This window comes from Pseudonocardia xinjiangensis (assembly GCF_050948425.1).
GTDB classification, from domain to species: Bacteria; Actinomycetota; Actinomycetes; order Mycobacteriales; family Pseudonocardiaceae; genus Pseudonocardia; species Pseudonocardia xinjiangensis.
Window position 1 is genome coordinate 3,841,870 of record NZ_CP192009.1, and the last position, 25,797, is coordinate 3,867,666.

Below are 25,797 nucleotides of genomic sequence, written 5' to 3' on the forward strand. Positions count from 1 at the left end.
CGCCCCCCGGTGGTCTGTTCAGGCTTGTTTCGGCGGGGTCGCGGCGCGGAGGGCCGCCTCGATCGCTCGTGTGACGGTGTCCAGATAGGTGTCGTCGACCTGGCCGTGCATGATCAGTATGCGAAAGCCCAGCGGTGCCACCAGCAGGTCCGTCGCGAGTTCGATGTCCAGGTCGGTCGGCAGCTCGCCACGGTCGATCGCTGCCTGCAACAGCCGCCGTGCCGCGTCGCGCCGCGGTACGGCGACCAGTTCGTGAAGGGCATCGTTGAGCGCTGCACTGTGCGCAGCCTCCGCGAGTAGGCCGAGGCCGATCCGGCTGACCAGCGGATTGCTGAGCTGATGGCGGAAGTGGTCGAGCATTTCGCGCAGATCCGTGCGCAGCACGCCGGTGTTCGGCGTGGGCGGTAGGGACTCGCGGACCGCGCGGCCTACGAGGTCGGTCAGCATGGCCTCCTTGGAGTGCCAGCGTCGGTACAGCGCGGCCTTGCCGACCCCGGCCCTACGTGCGACTGCGTCCATGGACGTGCGGGCGTAGCCGTTCTCGCCCAGTTCTGCGAACGCCGCTGCTTCGATCGCCTCGGTCACCCCCGGCCGCAGCACCGCTCCACCCGTCGTGCCCCGCTTCGGCGCCTTCGCCGAGTCCTGCTTCGTCACAGTCCCCACTGTAAGCCAGGACGGAACGGTTGCGTTCCGCTTGGGGGGAGCTAGCTTGATCGAGGGCGAACGGAACGAGACAGTCTCGTTCTGATCACTCTCCGGTGCAACCAACGATGAGCTGGAGCAGGCGATGAGGTTTCTCTTCGACGACGAGTCGTTCTCCTTCGAGGCGCTCCGCGCCGCCGGCTACGCCACGTACGGCGGAGCCGAACTCGGCGAGGTGCTGGTCACCTGCCGACAGATCCCGGAAGGCGACGAGGAGGCCTGGTCGGCCCAATGGGCCGCGACCGCCGAGCGGATCGAGACCATCGGGCGGGCCGCGCTGGGGGCGGGGCACAAGGTCAGCGCGCGAGAGGCGCTGCTGCGCGCGTCGAACTACTACCGGGCCGCCGACTTCTACCGCCGGGAGGACCCGGTCAACGACGCCGAGTCCGCCCGCCTCGCCGCCGCCTCGCAGAAAACGTTCGCCGATGCTGCGGAACTGTTCGACGCCCCGGCCCGGAAGCTGCGCATTCCCTTCGAGGACACCACACTGCCCGCGTACTTCTTCCGAGCCGATGACTCCGGTACCCCCCGGCCGACCGTGGTCTACCACGGCGGTTACGACTCGACTCTCGAGGAGAACTATCTGGCGCTGGCCGGCGCGCTGCGCCGCGGCTATCACGTGCTCACCTTCGACGGTCCCGGTCAGGGCACCGCCCTGCGCGACCAGGGCCTGCACTTCCGGCCGGATTGGGAAGCGGCCGTCACTCCTGTCGTCGACTACGCCCTGACCTTGCCCGAGGTCGACGCGAGCCGGATCGTGTTGATCGGTACCAGTCTCGGGGGCTACCTCGCGGCCCGCGCCGCGGCCTTCGAGCACCGCCTGGCCGCCTGCGTCCTCCACGATGGCATCTACGACGTGCACGAAGCCTTCGACACGCTCTCCCTGAGCACCGTGGACAGCAGCCGCGACGGGCTGGCGAACGTCAGCACGATGACACGGTGGGCGGTGCTCAACGGCCTGTGGACCTTCGGTGTCGACACTGCCGAGGAACTGGTGGAGGGCACCAGGTCCTACACGATGAAGGGCATCGCCCACCAGATCACCTGCCCGACGCTGGTACTGGAAGCCGAGAACGACGAATTCTTCAAGGGCCAGCCAGAGCAGATCCACAACGCACTGACCTGTCCGAAGGAACGACTCGTCTTCCCCGAGAACGAAGGCGGCGGAGAGCACTGCCACGAAGGTGCCCTCGCGCTGTGGCACCAGCGGGCCTTCGACTGGCTCGATGGCACACTCGCGAACTGACCGTGCTTGCGCACGGCACGAAAAGCGCGCCGGAGTACAAGAAGAAGAACGCGCCCTTGGTTCACGTGGCTCACCCCGCGAGATACGCAGGAGAGACAGCTGTGCCGGCACAGACCATGAAAGCGATCCGGCTGCACGAGTTCGGCGGCCCCGAGGATGTCGTCCGCGCCGTCGATCTCGTCCTCGACACGGTCGGCGGTCCCGGCAGCAGGCGCTTTCTGCGCACCCTCAGGTGTGGCGGGTCCCTCTATCCGGCGTACGTCGGCGAGTTCGACGATGAGGAGAACGCCCAGCTGGACGTCACGGTCACCGCCGTCCAGGTCCGCTCGAACAGCGCACAGCTCGCCGAGATCGGACGCTTGCTCGAGGACGGCACGATCCGCGTCTACCCCCGGGAGAACCATCCGATCCGGGAACGCAACCACCGGCTCGATCTCCTGCGCCGAACGCGAGTGGTTCGACCGCAGGCTGACCCCACGAGCAGCGGGCGCCCCACCGGCCAGCGGCTACGCCCGCCGCTGAGCGCGGGCGAGCTCGGCGAAGAACGCGACCGTGCGCGCCCGCTCGGCAGGCGGCCCCACGGGGCAGAGCTGGAACTCGGTGGCGCCGGCATCGGCGAACCGCCGCACCTCCTTGTCCAGCTCCGCCTCGTCACCGGCGACGACGGTGTCGGCCGGGCCGGCGAACCCCTCGCGGTCCAGCGAACGCCGGTAGCTGGGCAGCTCACCGGCGACGCCGAACGCGTCCGCCACGTAGGCGCGGGCGGCGTCCGGATCGCGGGTCAGGGTGGCGACCACGCCGACCACGACCTGCGGGGCCGCTCGCCCGGCGGCCGCCGCGTGCACCTGTGGCACGACGTGCTCCGCCAGGCCCCCGCGGGCCCGACCAGGTGGTGATCACGCCGTCGGCCCGTTCGCCCGCGAGCCGTAGCAGCCGCGGTCCGTGCGCCGCGAGCAGCAGTGGCGGCGGCGCCACCTCGGGGACGCTCACTCGGCCAGCCGCCGTGACGGTCGCCGTCCTGATCTCGACGTCCTCGCCCCGCAGCGCCGGCGCGAGGACGGCCAGATGGTCCTCGACGTGCTGCCCCGGGCGGGTCCACGGGTAGCCGTACCGGTTCTCGACGATCATCTGATGGCTCGGGCCGACCCCGAGCGTGAGCCGCCCGCCCGTGGCGGCCTGGGTGGAGAGGGCCTGCGCGGCGAGGGCCAGCGGGTGGTGCGGCCAGGTGACCACGACCGCCGTGCCGAGCCCGATCCCCGGCGCCCGATCCCCGACCGCCGCGATCACCGACAGCGGGTCCCATCCCGTCCGCTGCCCGAACCACGCCCTCGAGAACCCGAGCCGGTCCGCCTCCTCGACATCCGCGAGGACGGCGGCGAGCGGCCGGTCGTCGTCGATCCACACACCGATCTGCATGTGCCCACCCCATCGGGCATCCCGCGGAGGATCAACGAGCAACCGGCGCGCGCAGCGATCATGAACCCCGATCGATCCGGTTTTGGTTGGATGCGGTGTCATGGAGATCCGCCAGCTGCGCTACTTCGTGGCCGTGGCCGAAGAGCTGCACTTCGGGCGCGCTGCAGAGCGGCTCGCCGTCGTGCAGCCGGCGGTGAGCCAGCAGGTCGGCCGGCTGGAACGGGAGCTGGGCGTGCGCCTGCTCGCACGCTCCTCCCGCCGGGTCGTCCTCACCGGCGACGGAGAGCGGCTCCTCGTCGAGGCGCGCTCGGTGCTCGCCGCGGTCGACCGGGTGCGGGCGGTCGCCGGCGAACTGGCGGCGGGCCGGGCCGGCACGCTCCGCCTCGGCACCAGCCCGGGACTGGGGGAGCGCGTGCGCCGCGGGGTCGCCCGGATACGGGAGCACACTCCCGAGCTCACCGTCGTTCTCGTCGACGGCCCGGCCGAGGCACACGCCGCCGGGGTACGGGCGGGCGAGATCGACATCGCGCTGGTGCGGGGCCCCGTCCGCGCACAGGGGGTGCAGGTCGTCGAGCTGTGGCGCGACCCTCTGCACGTCGTGCTGTCCGCGGACCACCACGATGCGGGCCGGCAGGCGGTACCGATCGCCGTGCTGTCCGAGCTGGTGCTGCGGCTGCCCGAGCGATCCACCGACGCCGCACTCCACGACGCCGTGCTGGCCGCGTGCCGGCTCGCGGGCATCGCGCCGCGGCTGGGGCGCCCGGTCCGTTCCGTCGAGGACGCGGTGGTCGAGATCGGGCTGGGCGACCGCGCCGCAACGGTGGTCCTCGGGTGCGCCGGGGACGTCACCCCCGGTGTGGTGGTCCGGCCCCTGGACCCGCCGGTGGAGGTTCCCGGTCACCTGCTCGTCGCCCGCAGCGGTGGCCAGGACTGCCTCGGCGCGCTGGTCTCGGCCTTCGCCTGAGCTTTCCGCCCTGAGCTACAGGACCTCGGCCAGGAACGGCACCACCACCGCGGCCATCTCGTCCGGTACCTCCTCGGCGAGGTCGTGGCCGGCGTCGAAGACGTGACCGGTGACGTCGTGCGCCACGTCCAGCATCTGGGCTTCGTTCCGATCCCCGATGAACGCCGACCCGCCGAGTGCCAGCACCGGGATGTCCAGCTTCTGCCGGGCTGCCTGCCGGTTCTGTTCGGCGTCGACGAGCATGGCGCGGTAGATCGCCAGCATCGCGCGGATGCCGCCCGGCATGGAGTAGCAGCGCACGTACTCGTCGACGGCTTCGGGGGTGGCGGTGTCGGGGTAGCTGCGTTCGTTCTTCAGCATGTAGGTGATGAGCTCCCGTTCGTGCCCGGCGATCAGCATCTCGGGAACGTCGGGCTGGAAGTAGAAACCCAGGTGCCACAAGTGCATTCCGGTGGACACGTTCTCCGGCGTGAGTGCGGCGCGCTCCTCGAAACCGAATCCGGGGAGGAACGCCTCGGCGAACACGAGTGCGGTGACCTCGCCTCGGTGTCGGGCGGCGAGCTGGTAACCGACCACCGCTCCCCAGTCCTCGCCGATCACGCTGTAGGACCCGTGCCCGAGGTGGGCCATCAGCGCGGCGACGTCCTCGCTCATGGTCGCGGAGTCGTATCCGTCGGCGGGACGGGCGGAGTCGCCCAGACCACGAAGGTCGGGCACGACCACCGTGTGCTGCGCCGTCAGTCCCGGGACGAGGTGCCGCCAGTGGTAGCTGGTCTTGGGCACCCCGTGCAGCAGCACCACTGCCGGGCCGGAGCCGCCGGTGCGGTAATGGAGGCTCGTTCCGTTGACGGTGGCACGGCCCGTGCGGAGAGGGTCTCCCCGATGGTCGGCGATCATTTCGTTCCAACTTTCTGGATCATCTGCTACAGATTGAGGACGTGCGCAGTCAGTCGAGGGCGGCCAGGGCGACCTCCACGAGGGGTTCGAGGGCTCCGGCGTCCGGCGTGATCTTCGCGGAGACGAGCAGCCCGTTGAGGAAGGTGACCAGGAAGGCGGCCAGCGTGTGGGGGTCGTGGCGGGTCGAGATCTCGCCCCGCTCCGCCGCCCCGCGCAGCACGTCGGCGATCGCGTCCCGGCTCGCGTCCTGCATGTCACCCACGGTGCGCCGGGTCGCCTGGTCCTCCGGCAGGCGTTCGCAGGCCGCGTTGGCCGCCAGGCACCCCCGCCCGCCCTGTTCGACCGCGATCCGAACCCGCCCGACCAGCATCGAGCGGATCGCCGACCGCGCATCGCCCCCCTCGTCGAGGCTCCGCAGGGCCTCCGCCGCGAGGGTGGCGCGGTAACGCTCCAGCGCCGCGCGGTAGAGACCGTCCTTGTCTCCGAACGCCGCGTACAGGGACCCCTGCCCGATCCCGAGGTGCCCGGCCAGGTCGCGCACCGAGGTCGCCTCGTACCCGCGCGTCCAGAACAGCTCCATCGCCCGGCTCACCGCCGCCTCGGTGTCGAACTCCCGGGTCCGTGCCACGGACGCACCCTAAACCAATCTGGATCGTTTGCTCAAGAAAGCGCCGGTCGCGGAGCGGGCGGGCACCCGCGGCCGCTCCGTGGCGGCCCGACCCGACCGGGCAGGATGGGAGCGTGACCTACCTTGCCGCAGCCGACCGCTACGAGTCCTTCCAGCCGAACAGCGGCACCTTTCGACGCTGCGGGCGCAGCGGCCTGGATCTCCCCACGGTCTCGCTCGGGCTCTGGCACAACTTCGGCGACGACAAGCCGCTCGAGACGCAGCGCGCCATCCTGCGCCACGCGTTCGACCGCGGAATCACGCACTTCGACCTGGCCAACAACTACGGCCCGCCCTACGGCAGCGCGGAGAGCAACTTCGGCACGATCTTCGCGCAGGACTTCCGCCCGTACCGCGACGAGCTGATCCTCTCCACCAAGGCCGGCTACGACATGTGGCCCGGCCCGTACGGCCAGGGCGGCGGGTCGCGGAAGTACCTGCTGGCGAGTCTCGACCAGTCGCTGGCCCGGATGGGCGTGGACTACGTCGACATCTTCTACAGCCACCGCTTCGACCCCACCACGCCGCTCGAGGAGACGATGGGGGCGCTCGACACCGCGGTGCGCTCCGGCAAGGCGCTCTACGCCGGCATCTCGTCCTACAGCGGTGACCGCACCCGCGAGGCCGCCAGGATCCTGCGGGGGCTCGGCACACCGCTGCTGATCCACCAGCCCTCGTACTCGATGCTCAACCGCTGGATCGAGGAGGACCTGCTCGACGCGCTGGAGGAGACGGGCGTGGGGTGCATCGCGTTCTCCCCGCTCGCGCAGGGCATGCTCACCAGCAAGTACCTCGACGGGGTGCCGGCCGGCTCACGCGCGACGCAGGGCAAGTCGCTCTCGCCCGACCTGCTCACCGACAAGACCATCACCCACATCCGGGCGCTCAACGAGATGGCGGCGGCCCGCAACCAGTCGCTCGCGCAGATGGCGCTGGCCTGGGCGCTGCGCGACTCCCGGGTGACGTCGGTGCTGGTGGGGGCCAGCAGCGTGCATCAGCTCGACGACAACCTCGGGGCGCTGGACAACCTCGAGTTCAGCACCGACGAGCTCGACCGCATCGATCAGCACGCCGTGGATGCTGGCATCAACCTGTGGGCCCGCTCGGCGGAACGCTGACCGGGGCCGGAGGCTCCGCCGCTGGGGACGCGGCCGGCACCGGCTCGCCTGCCGCGTCGAGCCGCAGCGGGAGCCCGAACATCGGGAACAGCGTCTCCACGTCGAGGAACGAGCTGTAACCGCTGATCCGGCCCTGGAGGAACTCCAGTACCTGCACGGCCCACGCGTAGTAGCCGTCCTCATCGGGATCGCGCCGGTACTGGCCGAAGGCGGGCTGTCCGTTGGCCGCGAGCGGCACCAGTCGGGAACCGGCGCAGCCGGCGCCGTGCCCGGTGAACCACGTGCTGATCTCCTCGGGGCCCTGCAACCACAGGTTGTAGGGGGGCATGTTGAGGATGGCGTCCTCGTGCAGCAGCGAGACCAGGGCGCTGATGTCGTACCGCTCGAACGCCTCGGCATAGCGCGACAGCAGCGCGCGATGGTCGTCGTCCATCACGTCGACGGCCGCGGACCGGTCGAGGTTGTTCTCGGCCAAGGTGGCCCTGGCCCGCTGGAGCGCGCTGTTGACCGAGGCGACGGTGGTGCCGAGCAGCTCGGCGACCTCGGACGCCTTCCACTGCAGCACCTCGCGCAGGATCAGCACCGCGCGCTGGCGCGCCGGCAGGTGCTGCAGCGCGGCGACGAACGCGAGCCGGACCGACTCCCGGGACACCGCCAGCTCCGCCGGGTCGGCCTCGGTGGGCAGGACCCGGGCGTCCGGGATGGGCTCGAGCCAGGAGATCTCGTTGGTCGGCTCCTTGACCGGCGCTTCGGCCGACCCCGCCGGCCCGAAGTCCATCGGCCGGGCCCGCCGCTTGCGACCGTCGAGCATCGTGAGGCAGACGTTGGTGGCGATCTTGTACAGCCACGAGCGCACCGAGGAACGGCCCTCGAAGCGGTCGAACGAGCGCCACGCCCGCACCATCGTGTCCTGTACGGCGTCCTCGGCGTCGGCCGACGACCCGAGCATCCGGTAGCAGTACGCCGTGAGCTCGACCCGATGCTGCTCCCACGTGGTGGGCGGGACGGCATCGGCGGTGGCGAGATCGGTCATCCGGGTCCCCTCTCCTCGGGCGCACAACCACACCCGCCCGGCAGAGTAGGGGTCGATACCGACAAAACAACCGCGCCACGGGTCGAATCGCCCGGTACCGATCAGGGAGCGGTCGCCGACCCCACCCACCGCTCGCGGCCGGCCAGCACGCCGGCGATGCCCTGCGGCACGAACAGGACGAGCAGCAACAGGAGGGGAACCGTCCACGACCCCGTGGCGTCATGCACCGCTCCCACCAGGAACGGTCCCATCGCGGCCACGACGTATCCGACGCTCTGCGCCATCCCGGACAGCTGCGAGGCGTGCGGGGCGTCGGGGGAGCGCAGCGCCACCAGCGTCAGTGCGAGCCCGATCGCCGCGCCCTGCCCGAACCCGAGCAGCGCCATCGAGACGACCTCGGCCCCGGGCACCGCGATCACCCCGAGCAGGCCGAGCGCCGAGACCGCCGTCAGGCCGGCGGCGACCAGCCGCTGGCTCCGGAACCGGGTGGCCAGCATCGGCGCCGCCATCGAGCCGGCGATCCCGACGAAGCTCCCCAGCGACAGCAGCCACCCCGCTGCCTCCGGATCGAACCCGCGGTCGGCGAACACGGCGGGGATCCACGCCGACACGGCGTAGTAACCGAGCGACTGGAGCCCCATGAACGCGGTGACCTGCCAGGCGACCGCGTCGCGCCAGAGCCCGGTGATCCGCACGCCGCCGGTTCGGCCGATGCCGTTGCCACCCCGTACCCGGGGTAGCCAGAACACCAGCGCGAGCAGCGCGAACAGTCCCCAGATGGCAAGTGCCCCACGCCAGTCGAGACCTGCCGCGGTGGCCACCGGAACGGTGATGCCCGCGGCGAGCGCGCCACCCGCGGAGATCGCCATCGTGTACAGCCCCGTCATGACGCCGGTGCGGTGGGAGAAGTCCCGCTTGATCAGGGCCGGGAGCAGCACGTTCCCGATGGCGATGGCGGACCCGGCCAGCAGGGTGCCGACGAAGAGCAGGACGACCGAACCCGCGGACCGGACCGCGAAGCTGACACAGAGCAGCACCAGCGCACCGAGCACCGTGCGCTCGATGCCGAACCGCCGGGCCAGGCGGGGAGCGGCCGGCGCGAGCAGGCCGAAGCAGAGCACCGGCAACGCGGTCAGTACCCCGGCGGCCGTACCGGAGAGCCCCTCGCTCGCCGTGATCTGGGCCAGTACGGGCGCGACGCCGACGACCGCGGGCCGCAGGTTGGCCGCGACCAGCACGATCGTGAGGCCGATCCACCACGCGGGCAGGCGCGACGAGCGGCCGACGCCGGCTGCCGTGGCGGTGACGTCGGCGCTCACCGGCTTCCCTCGACGAGGCGGCGTGCGGCGTCGAGATAGCTCTCCGCTGCCGTGCGCGCCGCGACCGGGTCGCCCGCGATGACCGCCGCCGCGAGCTCGTCATGGCCGGGGAAGGCCGCCGGGTCGTCATCGAGCTCGTCGACCGTGGCCACCGTGTGCTGCAGCGCGTCGGTCAGCCCGGTGTAGAGGTCGATGAGCACGGGGTTTCCGGTCGCGGCGATCACCGCGTGGTGGAAGGCGAGGTCCGCGGCGACGAACGCGGCCCGGTCACCGCCGTCGCACGAGGCCCGGCGGGCTGCCGCGGCGGTGCGGATGGCGGTGATGTCCGCGTCGGTACGCCGGACGGCGGCCGTGGCGGCGGCGTCCCTCTCCAGGCTCATTCTGACCGCGAGCACGTCGAGCACCGTGGAGCGCCGGGCCCGGCGCAGGATGGCGGCACGCAGGCCGCTCGTGGCGCGGACATAGGTGCCGTCACCCCGCCGGGGTTCCAAGAGTCCGGTGTGCTCGAGGGCCCGGACGGCCTCCCGCACCGTGTTGCGGCCGACTCCCAGTGCCGCGACCAGTTCCGGCTCGGGCGGGATCTTCGACCCGAGTGGCCACTCACCGCTCTCGATCAGCTCTTCGAACTGTGCGACGACCTCATCGCACAGCCTTCCGGTACGCACGGCGGACAAGCCCATCAAGCCATCCTAACGTCCCATGTTTCGAACCACCGCTGCCTGACCCCGGTCGCCCCCTCTGCCGGGTCGAGCCATCGGGAATTGGCAGCGGGGCCGGCGCACACATTTTCGACAATCCGGACCCGACGTCTTTGATGCCGATCACAACGACTCTGCCGGGCTCGGCATAATGAAACCGCTCACCTGTACCGCGGGGTCGTCGACGGTGCCACCGGGCCGAGCGCGAACCGGGCAAATGATCTGATGAGAGAGGGCCATGCCGGACCAGATTCTCGACTTCGAGACCACCGTTTTCGACAAGGAGTACATCTCCCTCGGCGGTCGCCAGGAGGCGATCGTCCGTGGTGGACGTCACCTTTTCGACAGGCTTCCCCAAGCGTTCGCCGGGGTGAACCAGATCGGCGTCATCGGCTGGGGCCCTCAGGGTTCGGCGCAGGCGCAGAACCTGCGCGACTCACTGAACGGGGCCGTGAAGGTCACGGTGGGCCTGCGCGCCGGGTCGGGATCCTTCGACCAGGCACGGGCGGCCGGCTTCAGCGAGGAGGACGGCACCCTCGGTGAGATGTTCGAGGTCATCAGCGGCTCGGACATGGTCATCCTGCTGATCTCCGACGCCGCCCAGGCCGAGCTGTACGAGCAGATCTTCGCGGCGGTGCGGCCGGGCACCACCCTCGGGTTCTCCCACGGCTTCCTGCTCGGTCACCTCACGGCCGAGGGCAAGCAGTTCCCCGCCGAGGTCGACATCATCGCCGTCTGCCCGAAGGGCATGGGCGCCTCGGTGCGCGCCCTCTACGTGCAGGGCGTCGAGGTCAACGGAGCCGGGATCAACGCCAGCTTCGCGGTGCAGCAGGACGTCACCGGGCACGCCACCGACCGCGCGCTGGGCTGGTCGGTCGCGCTCGGCGCCCCCTACACGTTCCAGACCACCCTGCGTTCGGAGTACCTGTCCGACCTCTCCGGCGAGCGCGCCATGCTGCTGGCCGGGGTGCACGGGATCGTCGAGAGCCTCTACCGCCGCTACCGCGACCACGGCATGACCGACGAGAACGCGTTCCGGCACTCCACGGAGTCGGTCACCGGCCCGATCTCGAAGATCATCTCCAAGGACGGCCTCGACGGGCTGTACCGGCGGCTGGACCGCGACGGCAGGGCGGTGTTCGCCGAGGCGTACTCGGCGGCCTACCCCGTCGGGTTCGAGCTGACCCACGAGATCTACGACGAGGTCCTCTCGGGCAACGAGATCAACAGCGTGGTGCTCGCCGGGCAGCGGCTCTCCCGGTTCCCGATGGGCAAGATCGACCAGGCCGACATGTGGCAGGTGGGCCAGAAGGTGCGGGCCGACCGCGTCGAGAACGAGATCCCGCTGGACCCCTTCACCGCCGGCGTCTTCTGCGGCGTGATGATGGGCCAGGTCGACGTCCTGCTCGAGCGCGGCCACCCCTACTCGGAGATCGCCAACGAGTCGGTGATCGAGGCCGTCGACTCGCTCAACCCGTACATGCACGCCCGCGGCGTGGCGTACATGGTGGACAACTGCTCCACCACCGCTCGCCTGGGAGCCCGCAAGTGGGCGCCGCGGTTCGACTACCTGCTCACCCAGCAGGCCTACCCCGCGGTGGACAGCGACCAGCAGGCCGTGGACACCAAGCCGTTCGAGGCGTTCGAAGGGCATGTCATCCACGACGTGCTGCGGGTCTGCGCCGAGATGCGCCCTTCGGTGGACATCTTCGTCGAGTGACGCGTTCCCGGCCCGGCTCCCGCGGGAGCCGGGCCGGGCGGCGACCTACTCGCCCGATGCACCCCGGACGAGCTGCTCGCAGCGCTCGCACCGCCCGTCCGGCACCAGCTCCCGCCACGTCGTGCCGGGCTGGGGCGTCCACTCCGACTCGATCGGATGCGCCGGCGTGTTCGTCACCATGTCGAGGGCGTGCACCACGCCGAGCCGCACCTCGCGGGCCGTGACCCAGCGCAGCCGCATGCCGTCCTGCCCGCCGAGCACCGCCTGCACACTGCTGGTCGACCACACCGCCCCGCCGCGGGCGGTCGGCTCCCCGTCGGCGGTCAGGCCCTCCGCGATCGCACGGAGCGTCGACCCCGCGGCCCGCTCGCCGAGCACGCGGCGGACCACGCGCTCCGGCACCACTGCCGGGCGTCCGAGCCGCACTCCGGCGGCGCGCTTCGCCGCAAGCGCATCCTTCGTCCGCTGCGAGATCACGCGGCGTTCGTACTGCGCCGTGCTGGCGACCATGTGCGCCACCAGCTCACCCGACGGGGTGGAGGTGTCCACGTCGACGTCGAGACACACGAGCTGCCAGCCCTGCCGGGAGGCGCGGTCGAGCAACCCGGAGAAGTCGTGCACCGATCGGGAGATCCGATCGAGCTTGGACGCGATCAGCACGTCGGCGTCGCCGGCGGCGAGCCGGGCGAGCGCGGCGTCCAGCTCGGGCCGGTCGAGGTCCTTGCCCGACCAGGCAGGGTCGACGACCCACTCCACCCTGGTCCAGCCACGGCGGGCGATCTCGGCCTCGATCGCCCTGTGCTGCGCGTCGAGGCCGCCGCCGGACTCGGCCTGCTGCTCCGTGCTCACCCGCTGGTAGGCGATCACCCGGGGGTCGTGGACGGAGCGCGCGCGGCGGGTGCGGCGGGGACTGGTCACGCCCCAGACTTTACGAGATACGGGCCTTTAACGTAAATCCCTGGGAGGCCGATCGGGGGCCGGGGGAGTGGCCAGTGCCTCCAGGACCTCGGCCGCGCCGGCGAGGTGGGCCCGCTGGGCGTCGTCGGCCGCCACCTCTCCGGCGTCGACGGCGGCCAGGATGGCGCGCAGCGAGGCGGCGACCCGCGCGGAGTCGGGCACGCCGTCACGCTCGCCACGGGGCACGTGCTCAGAGTGCCGTGAGACGTGGGGGAGTGCACGCACCTGAGCTGCGCGGCATCGGTGCGGCACCCGGTCGGAGGGTGCGGACCACCCGTCGAGCCTCCGCTGGCGAGTGTCGGGGTTCGAAGATATGTTCGATCCATGGTTGACAACAACACGGCGGCGGACCCCACCGCAGCGAAGGACCCGGACGACTGGACCACGGGCGACGAGCCGATGACGGGCGCCCAGAGGTCCTACCTGCAGACGCTCGCGCAGGAAGCCGGCGAGCAGGCGCCGCCCGACGACCTGTCCAAGGCAGATGCCTCGAAGCGGATCGACGAACTGCAGGAGCGCACCGGCCGGGGCCGCTGAGCCCCGGATCCCCGCAGCCGACATGGTCCGGTGCGGGGTTGCCGAGCTCTCCGGTTCGCGGCCGGCCGTGTCTCTCAGCCGGTGGCGACCCGGTCGTCGTACGCAAGACGGGTGAGGAAGAAGTCCCGGACGTCCTCGGCAAGCAGCTCCGGCACCTCCATCGCGGCGAAGTGGCCGCCGCGCTCGAACTCCGACCAGTGCCTGATGTCGTACAGCCGCTCGGCCAGCGGTCGTACCGACTGCGTGATGTCGTGGGCGAACACCGCCACGCCAACCGGCACCGGGCACGGCTCGATCCGCCGCGGAGCATCGTGGTGCAGCCGCGCGGAGGAGGCCGCGGTGGCGGTCAGCCAGTACAGCGAGATGTCGGTGAGCATCCGCTCGTCGCTGATCGGCGAGCGTGGGTCCGTCCACTGTGCGAAGCGCTCGGCGATCCAGGCCAGCTGGCCCACCGGCGAGTCGGTCAACGCGTAGCCGATGGTCTGCGGGGTGGAGGCCTGCAGAGCCTGGTACGGCGGACGATTCGCCATCAGCTGCCGGATCTTGTCCAACCGCGCTTCATCCGTTTCGGACAGTTCGATGTCGGCGTCCGGGACCGGCCGGGTCGGCAGGTAGTTGACGTGCACCCCGACGACCCGCTCGGGTGCCACCGTGCCGAGCGCCAGCGAGATGCCCGAGCCGAAGTCGCCGCCCTGCGCGCCATAGCGCTCGTACCCGAGGCGGCGCATGAGCTCGGCCCAGGCCCGCGCGACCCGGACGATGTCCCAGCCGCGCTCGTCGGTCGGCCCGGAGAAGCCGTAACCCGGGATGGACGGAATCACCAGGTGGAAGTCGCGCGACAGTGGCTCGATCACGTCGAGGAACTCCAGGAACGAACCGGGCCAGCCGTGGGTGAGGATCAGCGCGAGCGCGTCCGGTTCCGCAGACCGGACGTGGACGAAGTGGATGTTCTGGCCCTCGATCTCGGTGGTGAAGTGCGGCAGCTCGTTGAGCGTTGCCTCGTGCTCGCGCCAGTCGTAGCCGGTGCGCCAGTACTCGGCCAGTTCCTTGAGCCGCGCCAGCGGGAAGCCGTAGTCCCACCCGGCGTCGGCGACCTCGTTGGGCCAACGGGTGCGGGAGAGCCGGTCGGTCAGGTCGTCGAGGTCGGCCTGGGGGATGTCGATGTGGAATGGCTCGATCATGGTCTCGGCTCCAGGGAGATTCGTTCAGGTCCCAAACGTTTGAGACACTAACGTTGGTGCCACGAACGATAACACAGTCATTGGTGCACCCAACGACTCGTTAGACTCACCACATGGAGAACCCATCCGAGGAGACGCCCGCCGGCTGGAAGAGCCTGCCCAGCTGGCTGCTCACCCGGGCCGCCGGTCACGCACACCGCCTGGTAGCCGACGGGTTCTCTTCCCTTCAGGCCACCGGCTACCACTACCGACTACTGGCGACACTGGAGGAGTTCGGCCCCGCCAGCCAGGCCGCGCTCGGCCGCCGTAGCGGCATCCATGTCAGCGACATGGTCGCGACGATCAACGAGGCCGCCGATCGCAAACTGGTCGAGCGCGCCTCGGACCCCACCGATCGGCGTCGCAACATCATCTCGCTGACCGCTGCAGGCGAGCGGCAGCTGCGGCAACTGGAGAAGCGGCTGGCCGAATCGCAGGACGAGCTGCTGGCTCCGCTGTCGCCCGAGGAGCGACAGCGGTTGACCGAGCTGCTGTCCAGACTGTTGGACCACCACGACGCCGGCCGCGAGAACCGGCTACCGCTCCCCTGAGTCGACAACCGATAATCGACGTTATGACAGTTATCGGTCTCCGGCCCGCTCTCGCGGCGCCGTCCCCCGGACCGCGACGTACTCGGGCTTCGAGCCCGGTGACGCGGCCCGGGGCTACGGGCCGGGCTCTCAGCCGGTGATGCTGGCCTCGCCCGTCTCCAGGTGGCCGATGAACCGCTGCGACCAGGCGCCGTCGGTGTCGGCCGTGACGGTCACGTCGTACCAGCCGCCGCTGACCCCCAGCGGGCTGACCGCCCACGCCTCCTTGCTGCGCGCGCCGACCTTCACCTTCTGCGGGGCGCCGGAGATGTAGTGGTTGTGCGTGACGGTGAACTCCGCGGGCGTGTTGCCGTTGTTCCGCAACCACAGCTTCAGCTTCGGGCGTGCGGTCGACTTGCCGTCGTAGTAGCTCGCCTCGACCACCAGGTCCTTGCCGGCGGTGGCGACGTCGCCGATGAAGCGGCGCAGGAACCGGTTCGGGCCGGTGATGGTCAGGTCGTAGGCGGTGTCGCCTGCGGACGAGCCGACGGGGCCGGTGCCGGTGGCCGTCTCCTTGGCGCCGACGGTGTACTGGCCCGGGAACTTCGCCGGGTACTGCGCCAGCGCCGGGAAGCCGCCCTTGTTGTCGTAGACGGTGAAGTGGCTCGCCTTGGTGACGAACGGAGCGTCGTTGCTGAACGCCAGGTTCACGACACCGGCGCCGAAGCCGGTGAGGTTGGCGTTGGGCTGGTACGGCAGCGGGCGGGCCGGCTTGGTCCCCTGCTCCTGGGTGGGCATCGTGTTGTCGCCCGGCAGCGGGGTGTACTTCGTCTCGGGGACGAGCTCCCCCGTGTCCGGCAGGTCGGGCAGGCCGTAGACCGGCGAGGCGAAGTCGAAGGCTCCGGTGAGGTCACCGCAGACCTTGCGGCGCCAGTCGCTGATGTTGGGGCAGATGGCCGGCGTGCCGAGGGCCGTCGTCCACTTCTCGATGAACTGGATGACCGAGGTGTGGTCGGAGACCTCGGAGGTCACGAAACCTCCCCGGGTCCAGGGCGACACGAGGATCAACGGCACCCGGAACCCGAGGCCGACCGGGAGGGCGGCGGTGGTGCCGACGGAGACGAACTCGTCCGCCTCCCCCGGCGCGGGCAGGGGCGGCGGCACGTGGTCGAACTGGCCGTCGTTCTCGTCGTAGTTGAGGATCACCAGGGTCGAGTCGAGGACACTCGGGTCGGCGTTGAGGGCCTCCAGGAGGCCGCGGAGGAAGTACGCGCCGTTGCTCGGGGCCGTCACCGGGTGCTCGGAGAAGAACTGGTTGTTGACGACGTAGCTGACCTGCGGCAACGCGCCGCTGAGCACGTCGGCGCGGATCGCGGCGTTGATGTTGTCGGCGTTGCCCGCGAGTCCGGTCACCGGCTCGGGGACGTTCTTCACGCCGTTGTCGTAGAAGACGTTGCCCGGAGTGGCCGTGCCCCCCTGGGTGGGGTCGAGCTTGGCGAAGGTGGCGAAGTACTCCAGGCCGTTGTCGCCGTAGTCGTCGGCGCACTGGTACACCCGCCAGCTGACGCCGGCCTTCTGGAGCGTCTCGGCGTAGCTCTCCCAGGGCAGGGACTTGCCGCGCTCGTCGCCGCCGTCGTTGGCGGTGAAGCTGCCGTGCTTCTTGTCGGCATTGATCGTCCCGCTCCACAGGTAGGTGCGGTTCGGGCCGGTCGCGCTGAGCACGGAGCAGTGATAGGCGTCGCCGACCGTGTAGGCGTCCGCCAGTGCGTAGTGGAAGGGAAGGTCCTTGCGGTCCAGGTAGCCGAGGGTGGTCGGGCCGCCCTTGGCGTCGTACCAGCCGTTCATGAGGCCGCCGTTCCAGGCGCCGTGCTGGTCGGCCCATCCGTGGCTCGTGCCGCCGTAGTTGGCCGCGCCGAGCTCGGCGCTCGGCGGGGTGGCGCCGCTCCAGGACTTCGCCCCGCTCAGCCGCCACGGGTACTGGGTCTCGGCCCCGGCCGTGGGCTTCTTCGGCTGCTCCCAGACGGACGCGCCACCCGGCAGCTGGATCGTGGAGCGGTCACCGAACCCCCGCACCCCCTTGAGGGCGCCGAAGTAGTGGTCGAAGCTGCGGTTCTCCTGCATGATCACGACGATGTGCTTGATGTCGCGGATGTCGCCGTGCGCCTTGCCTGGTTTGGCCGCCGCGGGAGTCGCGGCGGCGCTCACACCGGGAAGGGCGGCCCCGATGGCGGCGGCGCCGGCAACGGTCGCGGCACCGGCGAGGAAGTTTCTGCGGGACAGTTCGGACATGCTCGAGGTCTCTCCAGGGCTCGGGGGATGCGCCTGGAGAGACTCGTGGCGTGATCTTTCCCCTGGATGTCCGGAATACAGCGCAGAAATTGCCGCATACGCAAGAATCAGGCCACTCGTACAACATTCATCGCTGGTTCGGCCCAATCCGTCGTAATTGTCCTGATCGCGTTCGAATCAGGTTGCGTGCGGCTCCGGTGCGAACAGGACCGCGTTCGGGCGTGCGCCGTGACGCATACCGATCACCTCGTCCCCACCGGGCAGGTCCGGGGCCATGTGGCGCACCAGGATGCCCGCCGCCGCACCGTCGACCATGAACAGGCTGAGCACGAACGGCACCCGTGTGGTGACCTGCCGGCGGGACTCCCGATCGCGGAAAGGCATCGTGATGCGGTCGGGTTCGACGCGGCGCTGGAGAACCAGAGGCGACTCGCGCGCCGCATCGGCGACAGCGGTCTGCCAGTTCTGCGCCGACGTCCGGCTCCCGAAGATCACATCGTTGCCGGACCTGCCGACGGCCGGCTTCGCGACCAGCCGGTCCCGGTCATCGGCCGCGATGCGCAGCAGCCTCCGCTCCCCGTCCGGATCCCCGTCCAGACCGAGGCACACGGTCCGCGGAACGTGGGCACGCACCAGAGCGCGGTCGGCCACGCCGAGCACGCCCGCATCACAGTCCTCGTGGAGCCAGGACAGCACCGCCTTCGACGAGACGAGCCCCGACTCCGGGCGAGGGAACAGCTCGACGGTCCGGGCCCGGTCCGCGGCACAGAGAGCGGCCAGCCCGCCGCCGTCGTCGACGATGTGGTCGCTACCGCGCCACCCGAGCAGCACGATGTCGACCGGCACGTCGGAGGCGAGCAGCCGGCCGGCGTTGTCGAGGCCCAGGTCGACGAGGTCGGTGTGGAGGACCTCGAGGCCCACCTGCTGCGCAGCGGCCAGGACCCCCGGCTTGATCATGTAGCGGCGATGCCGGGTGCCTGTGCTGTCGGTCACCGCGTGAACGGGGATGAGCAACCGGCGTGAGCTGCGGTGCCCGTTCCCGGTTTCCGGCGTCCGGGTCAGCGCCGCGCATTGCGCCGCCACCGTGGTGGGCGGCAGTCGCAGACCGATCTCCGGGCACAACTGCACGTAGGCCTCCGCGAGCCAGCCCGCCACCCCGTCGCCCCCGAGCCGGGTGCTGATGTTGAACTCCAGAAAGCGCGGTCTCCCCCGTTCGACCAGGATGTCGGGCCGGGCGAACCGGGTGAGCTCCGCCGCAACCAGCGGGCGATCAGGATCCATCAACAGGATCTGATGGGGGAAGCGCAGTAGTCGATGCAGGTCGCCCACCGTCGAAGCCCGGCGGCAGCACGCATCCACGGCCAGGCGCAGCAGCCGGGTCGAGAGGGACTCGAGGCCCCGGTAGGCCCGTTCCCGGATGACCATCGGCCGGAGCGGCTCCCAGTTCCTGCCCGGTCTGTCGTCGCGCTGGTAGGGCCCCCATTCGGGCAACGCTGCACGGCGCGCGACGAGCTCCCGGCGGAGCTGCTCGGGTAGCTCATCCCAGGCATCGACGATGACCAGGTCGATACGGTCGTCATCGGCCATACCGCGATTTTCCACCAGAGCGTGGAGAACGGCAGTTTACGGAGCTCCGCGGTGGGCGCCGCGGCACTCCACCGCCCCTCCCCCGATGATCACCGCACGAGGGCCCGGTACACCGCGTGCAGGGCCAGCACCAGCAGCGCCGGTAGCAGGAGCACTGCGCCGGGCAGGAGCACGGCGAGCGTCACGGCGATCAGTGTGACGCCCAGCGCCGCGGCCCCGGCCCCCGGTGACCGCAGCAACGCCGCCCAGCCACCCGCGAGTGCGCTGCGCCACGAGCCACCGCCGGCGAGCAGCGGCACCGCGAGCAGCACCACCGCGAGCAGGCAGCCGGTGGCCACGAGCAGTGCCACCAGCGCCACGCTCCCCCCGGGGACCTCACCGCTCGCCAGCCAGCGCACCTGGCGGACGACCACGAGGGCCGCCGCCCCCCCGGCCAGCGCGACCGCCGCACCGGGCAGCAGCCGCCGCAGCAGCTCGGCGCCCATGTCGCGCCACGGCGGCAGGTCGTCGTGGTCGATCCAGTGCCCCACCGCCGACGACAGCACCGCGACCACCGCCCCGACCGTCAGCAGCGGCAGGCAGAGCACGGCTGCCACGATGCCGAGCAGGCACAGCTCCGAGACGCGGCGCAGCTGCTCCTTCCACCCGCGCCCGGACCCCGTCGGCTCCGGGACCCGTCGCCGCAGCAGGCCACCCGTCATCGCACGCCCTCGCTGCGCTCGGCCGACGCTTCGCAAAGGCGCTGTGTCGATGACTCGCTCGCAGGCTCGCTCACCGCACGCCCTCGCTGCGCTCGGCCGACGCTTCGCAAAGGCGCTGTGTCGATGACTCGCTCGCAGGCTCGCTCACCGCACGCCCTCGCTGCGCTCGGCCGACGCTTCGCAAAGGCGCTGTGTCGATGACTCGCTCGCAGGCTCGCTCATCCCTTGATCCCGCTCGTGTTGATCCCGTCCACGATCAACCGCTGGAAGAACAGGAAGAACAGGAACACCGGCACGAGGGAGAGGACCGACATCGCGAACATCGGGCCTACCGCATTCTGTCCGCTGGAGTCGAGGAACAGTCGCAGGCCGATCGGGACCGTGTAGCTGGAGAGGTCGTTGAGGTAGACGAGCTGGGAGAAGAAGTCGTTCCAGGTCTGGATGAACGAGAAGACCGCGGTGGTGACCAGGGCAGGCTTCGTGAGCGGCAGCACGACGTGGAAGAACCGCCGGTAGGGCCCGCAGCCGTCGATCTCGGCGGCCTCGTCGAGCGTGCGCGGGATCCCCCGCATGAACTGCACCATCAGGAACACGAAGAACGCGTCCGTGGCCACGAACTTCGGCACGACCAGCGGCAGGGGCGTGTTGATCCAGCCCAGGTAGTTGAACAGCACGTACTGCGGCACGATCAGCACGTGGTGCGGCAGCAGCAGCGTGCCGATCATGAGCGCGAACCACATGCCGCGCAGGGGGAAGCGCAGCCGGGCGAACGCGAACGCGGCGAGCGCGCACGACACCACGTTGCCGACCACCACACCCGTGGAGATGACGGCGCTGTTGAGGAAGAACCGGCCGAAGCTGACGCCGGGGATCCCCGCCCACCCCTCGCTGTAGTTGCCCGGGGTGAACTCCCGCGGCCAGATGTCGAGGTTGTTGAAGATCTCCTGGGGCGACTTGAACGACGTGCCGATCATGTAGGCGATCGGGTAGAGCGCGACGACCAGCAGGCCCACCAGCAGCACGTGCGCCGCGGTGCCGTCGTACCAGCGCCGCTGGCCGGCAGGTGGTGGTGCCTGCTGTTCCGGCGTGGGTGGGGCGAGGACGGTCGGAACGGCCATCAGCGCTCCCCCTCGTCGGCGTAGTGGACCCACAGGGAGCCGCTGCGGAACACGAGCGCGGTCACCAGGCCCAGCGCCACCAGGAAGACCCAGGCCATCGCCGAGGCGTAGCCCATCTGGAAGTCGCCGAAGCCGCGCAGGTAGAGGTAGAGCGTGTACAGGAGGGTCGAGTCGGCCGGTCCGCCGGTCCCGCCGCTGATCACGAACGCCGCCGTGAAGCCCTGGAAGCCGGCGATGGTCTCCAGGACGAGGTTGAAGAACAGCACGGGTGAGAGCAACGGCAGCGTGACGTGCCAGAACTGCTTGGCGCGGCCGGCGCCGTCGAGCGAGGCGGCCTCGTACATCTCCACCGGGATCTGCTTGAGCCCGGCGAGGAAGATCACCATCGGCGCCCCGAACTGCCAGGCGGCGAGCAGCACGAGCGTGCCCAGCGCGGTGGACGGGTTGGTGATCCAGCTGCGGCCCTCGATGCCGAAGAACCCGAGCACCTCGTTGATCGCGCCCTGTCCCCCGAACAGCGTCTGCCACGCGATGGCGATCGCGACGCTGCCGCCGAGCAGTGAGGGCACGTAGTACAGCGAGCGGTAGAGGCCGACACCGCGCCGGTTGCGGTAGAGCAGCAGCGCCACCCCGAGCGCCACCGCGAGCTTCAACGGAACCGAGACCGCACCGAACAGCAGGGTGGCGCCCACCGCGTGCCAGAACTTCGGGTCGTCGGTGAACATCCGGACGTAGTTGTCGACGCCGACCCAGTCGGGGTCCTGCAGGAGGTCGTAGTCGGTGAAGCTCAGGTAGAGCGAGTAGAGCATCGGCAGCAGGGTGATGCCGAACAGGCCCAGCAACCACGGCGAGAGGAAGACGTATCCGGCGACGGCCTCCCGCCTGCGGTCCCGGCGGACCCCGGCCGCCGGTGGGCCGGTCTCCGATCGCCGGGCCACGGTCGCCCCCGTGGGCCCGCTCGCCGTCGGCCCGGTCGCCGTCGTCACTGTGTCCTTCATCGACGTTCCCGTCAGCTGCTCGCGCGCTCGAGGGCGGACGTCGTCTGGGAGAAGAACTCCGCGGCGGCGTCGCTCGTCGACTGGCGCCCGAAGCCCGCGTTCTCCGCGGCGGAGATGAGCAGCTGGACGATCTGCGAGTCACCCTGGGCGGGCACGGGCGGCGTGTCCCCGGCCTGGCTGGTCACCCGGTCGTCATAGGCGGCCACATACTTCAGCTGCTCGCTGAAGCTCGGGAGGATCGCCGCGCTGACCTGGTCGTTGGGCGGCAGGCCCCGTTCGGTGCCCAGGATCGCCCCGGCCTCCGGGTCGTTGACGAAGAAGTTGATCACGTCGACGGCGGTGGCGACGTTCTTGCCGCCTGCGTAGGCGGTGAAGAACTGCGACGGGCGCGCGTAGGCGCCTTCGGCCGGACCGGGCAGCGGCACGAGCATCAGCTTGTGGTCGGTGGCCTTGGCGAGCTCGGTCAGCTGGTTGTCGTAGGAGAAGGTCGCCACGGTCTGCTTGGTGGCCACGGTGTTCTTGGAGATGTCACCGGCGTTGGCCGGCTGGGCGACCTCGGCGGGTGAGGCCGCGCCGCTGTCGCGCAGCTTCGCCCACAGGTCGAGCCACGCCGTGGCGTCGGCGGCGGTGAAACCGGGCTTCTGACCGTCGTAGAGCTCCTTGCCGTTCTGCCGCAGCCAGTACTCGAAGGCGCTGAGGTTCGCGCTCTCGTCGCGCGTGCCCCACACCTTGCCGCCGGTGGCGGTGGTGACCTGGGCTGCCCAGGTCCCGAACTCGTCCCAGCTCGCCCAGCCCGTCTCCGGGGGGACCAGGCCGAGCGGCTCGATCACCGTGGTGTCGACGGCGAGGGCCTGGGTGTTGGAGGCCAGCGGCAGCGCGTAGAGCTTGTCGTCGACCTTGCCGGTGCCCAGCAGCTTCGGGTCGATCTGGTCGACCTTCAGCGTCTTGCCTGCCCAGGGGTTCAGGTCGGCGATGAGCCCCTTGTTCGCGTACTCGCGCAGCGCCCGGTTGTCGATCTGGATGATGTCCGGCGCGTTCCGGCCTGCGGCAGAGGTGTTGATCTTGTCGTAGTAGCCGGAGTAGCCCTGCCACTGGGTGGTGAAGCTGACGTTGGGGTGGGACTTCTTGTAGAGCTCCAGCACCTTCTCCGTGTTCTCGGCGCGGGCCGGGCCGCCCCACCACGCCACCGAGAGCTGCACGGGGCTGTCGGTGGTGGGGGCCGCGCCGGGCTCCTGGTCCCCTGCCGAGCCGCCGCCGCAGGCCGCCGTGGCGAGGAGCGCCAGCGTGGCGGTGGCCGCCAGCACCTGCCGCAGCCCTCGCCGACGTGAAGCCGGTAGCACGGGCGGCGCGAGACGGCGCCTGCCGGAGATGGTCATGAGGGAGCTCCTTCGGTCTCTCACTGCCCTGCCGCGCCGGTGTGTGCCGGGACACACGCGCGCGACGCCCATTAGGTCAGGGGCCGCAGGCGTGGTCAATGGCTCTTGCGGAAATTTTCACGCATTTGCATCATGACGTCATCACCATCTGGGAAGCCTCGCTGCGAACCGCGCGAGGGACGGGATGCCGCTCGACCCGAGCAGCGGCTACAAGCGTTTGCACTCCCGCACCCGGCCACCGGAACCCGACGGCAGGAGCTCCATGAGCACCAGCGCAGCCACGCCCTCCTCCCCCGCCCGCACCCGCTACGCGATCGTCGGCCTCGGCAGCCGCGCGCAGATGTTCGTCCGCGCGCTCGCGAGCACGCACGCCGACCACGCCGAGCTCGTCGCGTTCTGCGATGTGAACCACACGCGCATGGAGGTGCACAACCGCGCCGTCCGGGAGTTCGGGCAGGCGCCCGTGCCGACCTACCGGCCCGAGGACTTCGTGGCGATGCTCGAACGGGAGCGGGTCGACGCGGTCATCGTCACCACGATCGACCGCACCCACGACGAGTACATCGTGGCGGCGCTGCACGCCGGCTGCGACGTCGTCACCGAGAAGCCGATGACCACCGACGCGCAGCGGTGCCGGCGCATCCTCGCCGCCCAGGCCGAGACGGGCCGCACGGTGACCGTCACCTTCAACTACCGCTACAACCCCGTGCACGCCAAGGTGCGGGAGGTACTCGCGGGCGGGGCGATCGGCGAGGTCGGGTCGGTGCACTTCGAGTGGCTGCTCGACACCCGCCACGGCGCCGACTACTTCCGCCGCTGGCACCGGGACAAGGCCAACTCCGGCGGCCTCATGGTGCACAAGGCCACCCACCACTTCGACCTCGTCAACTGGTGGATCGCCTCGTCGCCCGAGGTCGTGTTCGGGTTCGGGAAGCTGTTCTTCTACGGCTCCGGCAACGGCGCCGCCCGCGGCCTGGCCCGCCCCTACGAACGGGCCCACGCTGCAGGTTCGGCGAGCGGCGACCCGTTCGCCCTGGACATGGCCGGCTCCCCCACCCTCAAGGCGCTCTACCTCGACGCCGAGCACGAGGACGGCTACCACCGCGACCAGAACGTCTTCGGGGCCGGCATCACCATCGAGGACGACATGACCGTCGCGGTGCGGTACCGCAGCGGCGCGACGATGAGCTACCACCTCACGGCCTACTCGCCGTGGGAGGGCTACCACGTGGCGTTCAACGGCAGTGAGGGCCGTCTGGAACTGGACGTCGTGGAGAACTCGTTCGTCGACCCGGGCACGGCCGGGACAGCGCCGGGCGAGGCCCTGCACGGGGTGGCCGCAGCACCGGAGCACTCGTCCACGCTCACGCTGCGGCGGCACTGGGAGAAGCCGGTGGAGCTGGACCTGCCCGATGCCACCGGTGAGGGGCACGGCGGCGGGGACGCGCGGATGCTCGCCGAGATCTTCGGCGGCGAGCGCACCGCCGACCCGCTGGGACGGGCCTCCACCCACCGAGACGGGGCGTTGTCACTGCTCACCGGGCTCGCGGCCAACCGCTCCTTCGAGACCGGCCTGCCGGTTGCGGTGGACGACATCCTGTCGCTCTGACCGGCAGGCGCGATCAGCGCGTGGCCACCGGGACCGGCATCCGCGGTGCCGTGGTCGAGCGGACGATCAGCTGGGTGGGCAGCCAGCGTTGCAGCTGCGGGCCGGGCTGCTGCTCGTCGAGCAGCAGGTCCACGGCGGTGCGCCCGGCTGCTTCCATCGGCATCCGCACGGTGGTGAGGGGCTGGGTGGTCATCGACGACATCTCGATGTCGTCGAACCCCACCACGCTCATCTCCTCCGGCACGGAGACCCCGCGGGCGGCGAGCCGGTTCAGCACGCCGATGGCCATGAGGTCGTTGAAGGCCAGCACGGCCGTGACGCCGCGGGCGAGTGCGAGGTCGGTGGCCTGGATGCCGCCCTGGAACGTCGGGGGGAACGGCCCGAGCTCCACGGCCTCGACGTCGCAGGCGGGGGCGGCCGCCCGCAGGCCGCGCAGCCGGTGCTCGCCTGCCCAGGAGGAGGCCGGACCGGACAGGTGCGCGATGCGCCGGTGCCCGAGCGCGCCGAGGTGCTCCACCGCCTGCCGGACGCCGTCCGCGCTGTCCATGAGCACGGCGGGCAGGCCGGAGTCGGCGCGGTTGAGCAGCACCAGCGGCGCGATCCCGACCAGGCGGTCGAGCTGCGCGGAGTCCTCCCGTGGCGAGCACAGGACGATGCCGTCCACCTGCTTGGCCATCGCCCCCACGACCTCGGCCTCGACGCGCGGGTCCTCGGCGGCGTCGGCCAGGAAGACGACGTGGCGCGCCTCCCGGGCCCTGGCCGCGCAGCCCTTGAGGACGGCGGAGAAGAACGGGTTGGCGACGTCGGGGACGACGACGCCGATGTTGCCGGTGCGGCCCGTCACGAGGCCGCGGGCGGCCCGGTTGGGCTGGTAGCCGAGCTCCTCGGCCACCTGCAGCACCTTCCGGCGCGTCTGCGGGTGCACCATCTCGGGCACGGTGAACGCCCGGGACACGGTGGACACCGAGACCTCGGCAGCCCGGGCCACATGGTGGATGGTGACCGCCATCAGATCGTCGCCGCCACGGCCGCTCCCGTCATCGCTGACCAACTCTGCAAACCGTTTCAGACACTGTCAAGCAGAACCGGCCGGTC

Annotated in this window: 25 protein-coding genes and 1 pseudogene; 8 read left to right on the plus strand and 18 right to left on the minus strand. The window is 70.7% G+C overall.

Annotated features, from left to right (window positions below; genetic code table 11):
- Nucleotides 1–18: 18 nt before the first annotated feature.
- Nucleotides 19–654: a TetR/AcrR family transcriptional regulator gene (locus ACQPZA_RS18055; RefSeq protein WP_433282505.1), complete on the minus strand. Its 636-nt coding sequence runs from the start codon at nucleotides 652–654 to the stop codon at nucleotides 19–21.
- 223 nt (nucleotides 655–877) lie between these two features.
- On the opposite strand from ACQPZA_RS18055, the gene ACQPZA_RS18060 reads away from it, so the two are divergent.
- Nucleotides 878–1,948: an alpha/beta hydrolase family protein gene (locus ACQPZA_RS18060; protein ID WP_433282508.1), complete on the plus strand. Its 1,071-nt coding sequence runs from the start codon at nucleotides 878–880 to the stop codon at nucleotides 1,946–1,948.
- Nucleotides 1,949–2,064: 116 nt separating this feature from the next.
- Nucleotides 2,065–2,352: pseudogene (locus ACQPZA_RS18065) on the plus strand (zinc-binding dehydrogenase); the annotation flags it as partial.
- Nucleotides 2,353–2,454: 102 nt separating this feature from the next.
- Here the strand turns inward: ACQPZA_RS18065 and ACQPZA_RS18070 are convergent.
- Nucleotides 2,455–2,745 (minus strand): hypothetical protein, encoded by a 291-nt coding sequence (locus ACQPZA_RS18070; protein WP_433283178.1) that lies wholly within the window; start codon nucleotides 2,743–2,745, stop codon nucleotides 2,455–2,457.
- Complete coding sequence (locus ACQPZA_RS18075; RefSeq protein ID WP_433282510.1) at nucleotides 2,672–3,364, minus strand: LLM class flavin-dependent oxidoreductase; 693 nt, start codon at nucleotides 3,362–3,364, stop codon at nucleotides 2,672–2,674. Before ACQPZA_RS18075 ends, ACQPZA_RS18070 begins: the two co-directional genes overlap by 74 nt.
- A 100-nt stretch (nucleotides 3,365–3,464) precedes the next feature.
- Between ACQPZA_RS18075 and ACQPZA_RS18080 the strand changes: the two genes are divergently transcribed.
- A complete protein-coding gene (locus ACQPZA_RS18080) occupies nucleotides 3,465–4,328 on the plus strand; it encodes a LysR family transcriptional regulator (protein WP_433282512.1) in 864 nt (287 codons plus the stop codon).
- Nucleotides 4,329–4,343: 15 nt separating this feature from the next.
- Here the strand turns inward: ACQPZA_RS18080 and ACQPZA_RS18085 are convergent, their stop codons facing one another.
- Together ACQPZA_RS18085 and ACQPZA_RS18090 are read right to left on the minus strand one after the other, a co-directional pair.
- Nucleotides 4,344–5,225, minus strand: a complete 882-nt coding sequence (locus ACQPZA_RS18085) for an alpha/beta fold hydrolase (protein ID WP_433282514.1) — start codon at nucleotides 5,223–5,225, stop codon at nucleotides 4,344–4,346.
- Between the two features lie 49 nt (nucleotides 5,226–5,274).
- On the minus strand, nucleotides 5,275–5,853 hold the full coding sequence (locus tag ACQPZA_RS18090) for a TetR/AcrR family transcriptional regulator (RefSeq protein ID WP_433282516.1): 579 nt from the start codon (nucleotides 5,851–5,853) through the stop codon (nucleotides 5,275–5,277).
- Nucleotides 5,854–5,966: 113 nt separating this feature from the next.
- Here ACQPZA_RS18090 and mgrA point away from each other — a divergent pair, with 113 nt between their 5' ends.
- The gene (gene mgrA, locus ACQPZA_RS18095; protein ID WP_169395760.1) at nucleotides 5,967–7,010 is read left to right on the plus strand and encodes an L-glyceraldehyde 3-phosphate reductase; all 1,044 of its coding nucleotides are present in this window, start codon (nucleotides 5,967–5,969) and stop codon (nucleotides 7,008–7,010) included.
- Here the strand turns inward: mgrA and ACQPZA_RS18100 are convergent.
- The 3 genes from ACQPZA_RS18100 to ACQPZA_RS18110 form a co-directional block, all read right to left on the minus strand.
- Complete coding sequence (locus ACQPZA_RS18100) at nucleotides 6,979–8,043, minus strand: sigma-70 family RNA polymerase sigma factor (RefSeq protein ID WP_433282518.1); 1,065 nt, start codon at nucleotides 8,041–8,043, stop codon at nucleotides 6,979–6,981. The genes mgrA and ACQPZA_RS18100 overlap by 32 nt on opposite strands.
- A 101-nt stretch (nucleotides 8,044–8,144) precedes the next feature.
- A complete protein-coding gene (locus ACQPZA_RS18105; protein WP_433282520.1) occupies nucleotides 8,145–9,362 on the minus strand; it encodes a CynX/NimT family MFS transporter in 1,218 nt (405 codons plus the stop codon).
- Entirely contained in the window at nucleotides 9,359–10,042 is a 684-nt protein-coding gene (locus ACQPZA_RS18110) for a FadR/GntR family transcriptional regulator (RefSeq protein WP_433282523.1), read from the minus strand. Before ACQPZA_RS18110 ends, ACQPZA_RS18105 begins: the two co-directional genes overlap by 4 nt.
- A 256-nt stretch (nucleotides 10,043–10,298) precedes the next feature.
- Here ACQPZA_RS18110 and ACQPZA_RS18115 point away from each other — a divergent pair, with 256 nt between their 5' ends.
- Complete coding sequence (locus ACQPZA_RS18115; protein ID WP_211174108.1) at nucleotides 10,299–11,780, plus strand: ketol-acid reductoisomerase; 1,482 nt, start codon at nucleotides 10,299–10,301, stop codon at nucleotides 11,778–11,780.
- Nucleotides 11,781–11,825: 45 nt separating this feature from the next.
- Here the strand turns inward: ACQPZA_RS18115 and ACQPZA_RS18120 are convergent, their stop codons facing one another.
- Both ACQPZA_RS18120 and ACQPZA_RS18125 read right to left on the minus strand, forming a co-directional pair.
- Nucleotides 11,826–12,698 (minus strand): recombinase family protein, encoded by an 873-nt coding sequence (locus tag ACQPZA_RS18120; RefSeq protein WP_433282525.1) that lies wholly within the window; start codon nucleotides 12,696–12,698, stop codon nucleotides 11,826–11,828.
- Nucleotides 12,699–12,725: 27 nt separating this feature from the next.
- Nucleotides 12,726–12,923, minus strand: coding sequence for a hypothetical protein (locus ACQPZA_RS18125; protein ID WP_169395755.1), 198 nt, complete (start codon nucleotides 12,921–12,923; stop codon nucleotides 12,726–12,728).
- A gap of 138 nt (nucleotides 12,924–13,061) precedes the next feature.
- Between ACQPZA_RS18125 and ACQPZA_RS18130 the strand changes: the two genes are divergently transcribed.
- Entirely contained in the window at nucleotides 13,062–13,274 is a 213-nt protein-coding gene (locus ACQPZA_RS18130) for a DUF3072 domain-containing protein (RefSeq protein WP_433282527.1), read from the plus strand.
- Between the two features lie 74 nt (nucleotides 13,275–13,348).
- On the opposite strand, the gene ACQPZA_RS18135 is transcribed toward ACQPZA_RS18130, so the two are convergent.
- Nucleotides 13,349–14,455, minus strand: a complete 1,107-nt coding sequence (locus tag ACQPZA_RS18135) for an epoxide hydrolase family protein (RefSeq protein ID WP_433282529.1) — start codon at nucleotides 14,453–14,455, stop codon at nucleotides 13,349–13,351.
- A gap of 113 nt (nucleotides 14,456–14,568) precedes the next feature.
- On the opposite strand from ACQPZA_RS18135, the gene ACQPZA_RS18140 reads away from it, so the two are divergent.
- Nucleotides 14,569–15,045 (plus strand): MarR family winged helix-turn-helix transcriptional regulator, encoded by a 477-nt coding sequence (locus ACQPZA_RS18140; RefSeq protein ID WP_433282531.1) that lies wholly within the window; start codon nucleotides 14,569–14,571, stop codon nucleotides 15,043–15,045.
- A gap of 129 nt (nucleotides 15,046–15,174) precedes the next feature.
- Here the strand turns inward: ACQPZA_RS18140 and ACQPZA_RS18145 are convergent, their stop codons facing one another.
- From ACQPZA_RS18145 to ACQPZA_RS18170, 6 genes are all read right to left on the minus strand, one after another.
- A complete protein-coding gene (locus tag ACQPZA_RS18145) occupies nucleotides 15,175–17,313 on the minus strand; it encodes a phosphocholine-specific phospholipase C (RefSeq protein ID WP_433282533.1) in 2,139 nt (712 codons plus the stop codon).
- Between the two features lie 177 nt (nucleotides 17,314–17,490).
- Nucleotides 17,491–18,900, minus strand: a complete 1,410-nt coding sequence (locus tag ACQPZA_RS18150) for a hypothetical protein (RefSeq protein ID WP_433282535.1) — start codon at nucleotides 18,898–18,900, stop codon at nucleotides 17,491–17,493.
- A gap of 89 nt (nucleotides 18,901–18,989) precedes the next feature.
- The gene (locus ACQPZA_RS18155; RefSeq protein ID WP_433282536.1) at nucleotides 18,990–19,601 is read right to left on the minus strand and encodes a hypothetical protein; all 612 of its coding nucleotides are present in this window, start codon (nucleotides 19,599–19,601) and stop codon (nucleotides 18,990–18,992) included.
- 218 nt (nucleotides 19,602–19,819) lie between these two features.
- Nucleotides 19,820–20,719, minus strand: coding sequence for a carbohydrate ABC transporter permease (locus ACQPZA_RS18160; protein ID WP_433282539.1), 900 nt, complete (start codon nucleotides 20,717–20,719; stop codon nucleotides 19,820–19,822).
- A complete protein-coding gene (locus ACQPZA_RS18165; protein WP_169395747.1) occupies nucleotides 20,719–21,717 on the minus strand; it encodes a carbohydrate ABC transporter permease in 999 nt (332 codons plus the stop codon). The genes ACQPZA_RS18160 and ACQPZA_RS18165 overlap by 1 nt, the downstream gene beginning before the upstream one ends.
- Nucleotides 21,718–21,728: 11 nt before the next feature.
- Nucleotides 21,729–23,093: an ABC transporter substrate-binding protein gene (locus tag ACQPZA_RS18170; RefSeq protein WP_433282542.1), complete on the minus strand. Its 1,365-nt coding sequence runs from the start codon at nucleotides 23,091–23,093 to the stop codon at nucleotides 21,729–21,731.
- Nucleotides 23,094–23,355: 262 nt separating this feature from the next.
- Here ACQPZA_RS18170 and ACQPZA_RS18175 point away from each other — a divergent pair, with 262 nt between their 5' ends.
- Nucleotides 23,356–24,702: a Gfo/Idh/MocA family protein gene (locus ACQPZA_RS18175; protein WP_433282544.1), complete on the plus strand. Its 1,347-nt coding sequence runs from the start codon at nucleotides 23,356–23,358 to the stop codon at nucleotides 24,700–24,702.
- Nucleotides 24,703–24,715: 13 nt separating this feature from the next.
- On the opposite strand, the gene ACQPZA_RS18180 is transcribed toward ACQPZA_RS18175, so the two are convergent.
- A complete protein-coding gene (locus ACQPZA_RS18180) occupies nucleotides 24,716–25,711 on the minus strand; it encodes a LacI family DNA-binding transcriptional regulator (protein ID WP_169395744.1) in 996 nt (331 codons plus the stop codon).
- Nucleotides 25,712–25,797: the final 86 nt, after the last annotated feature.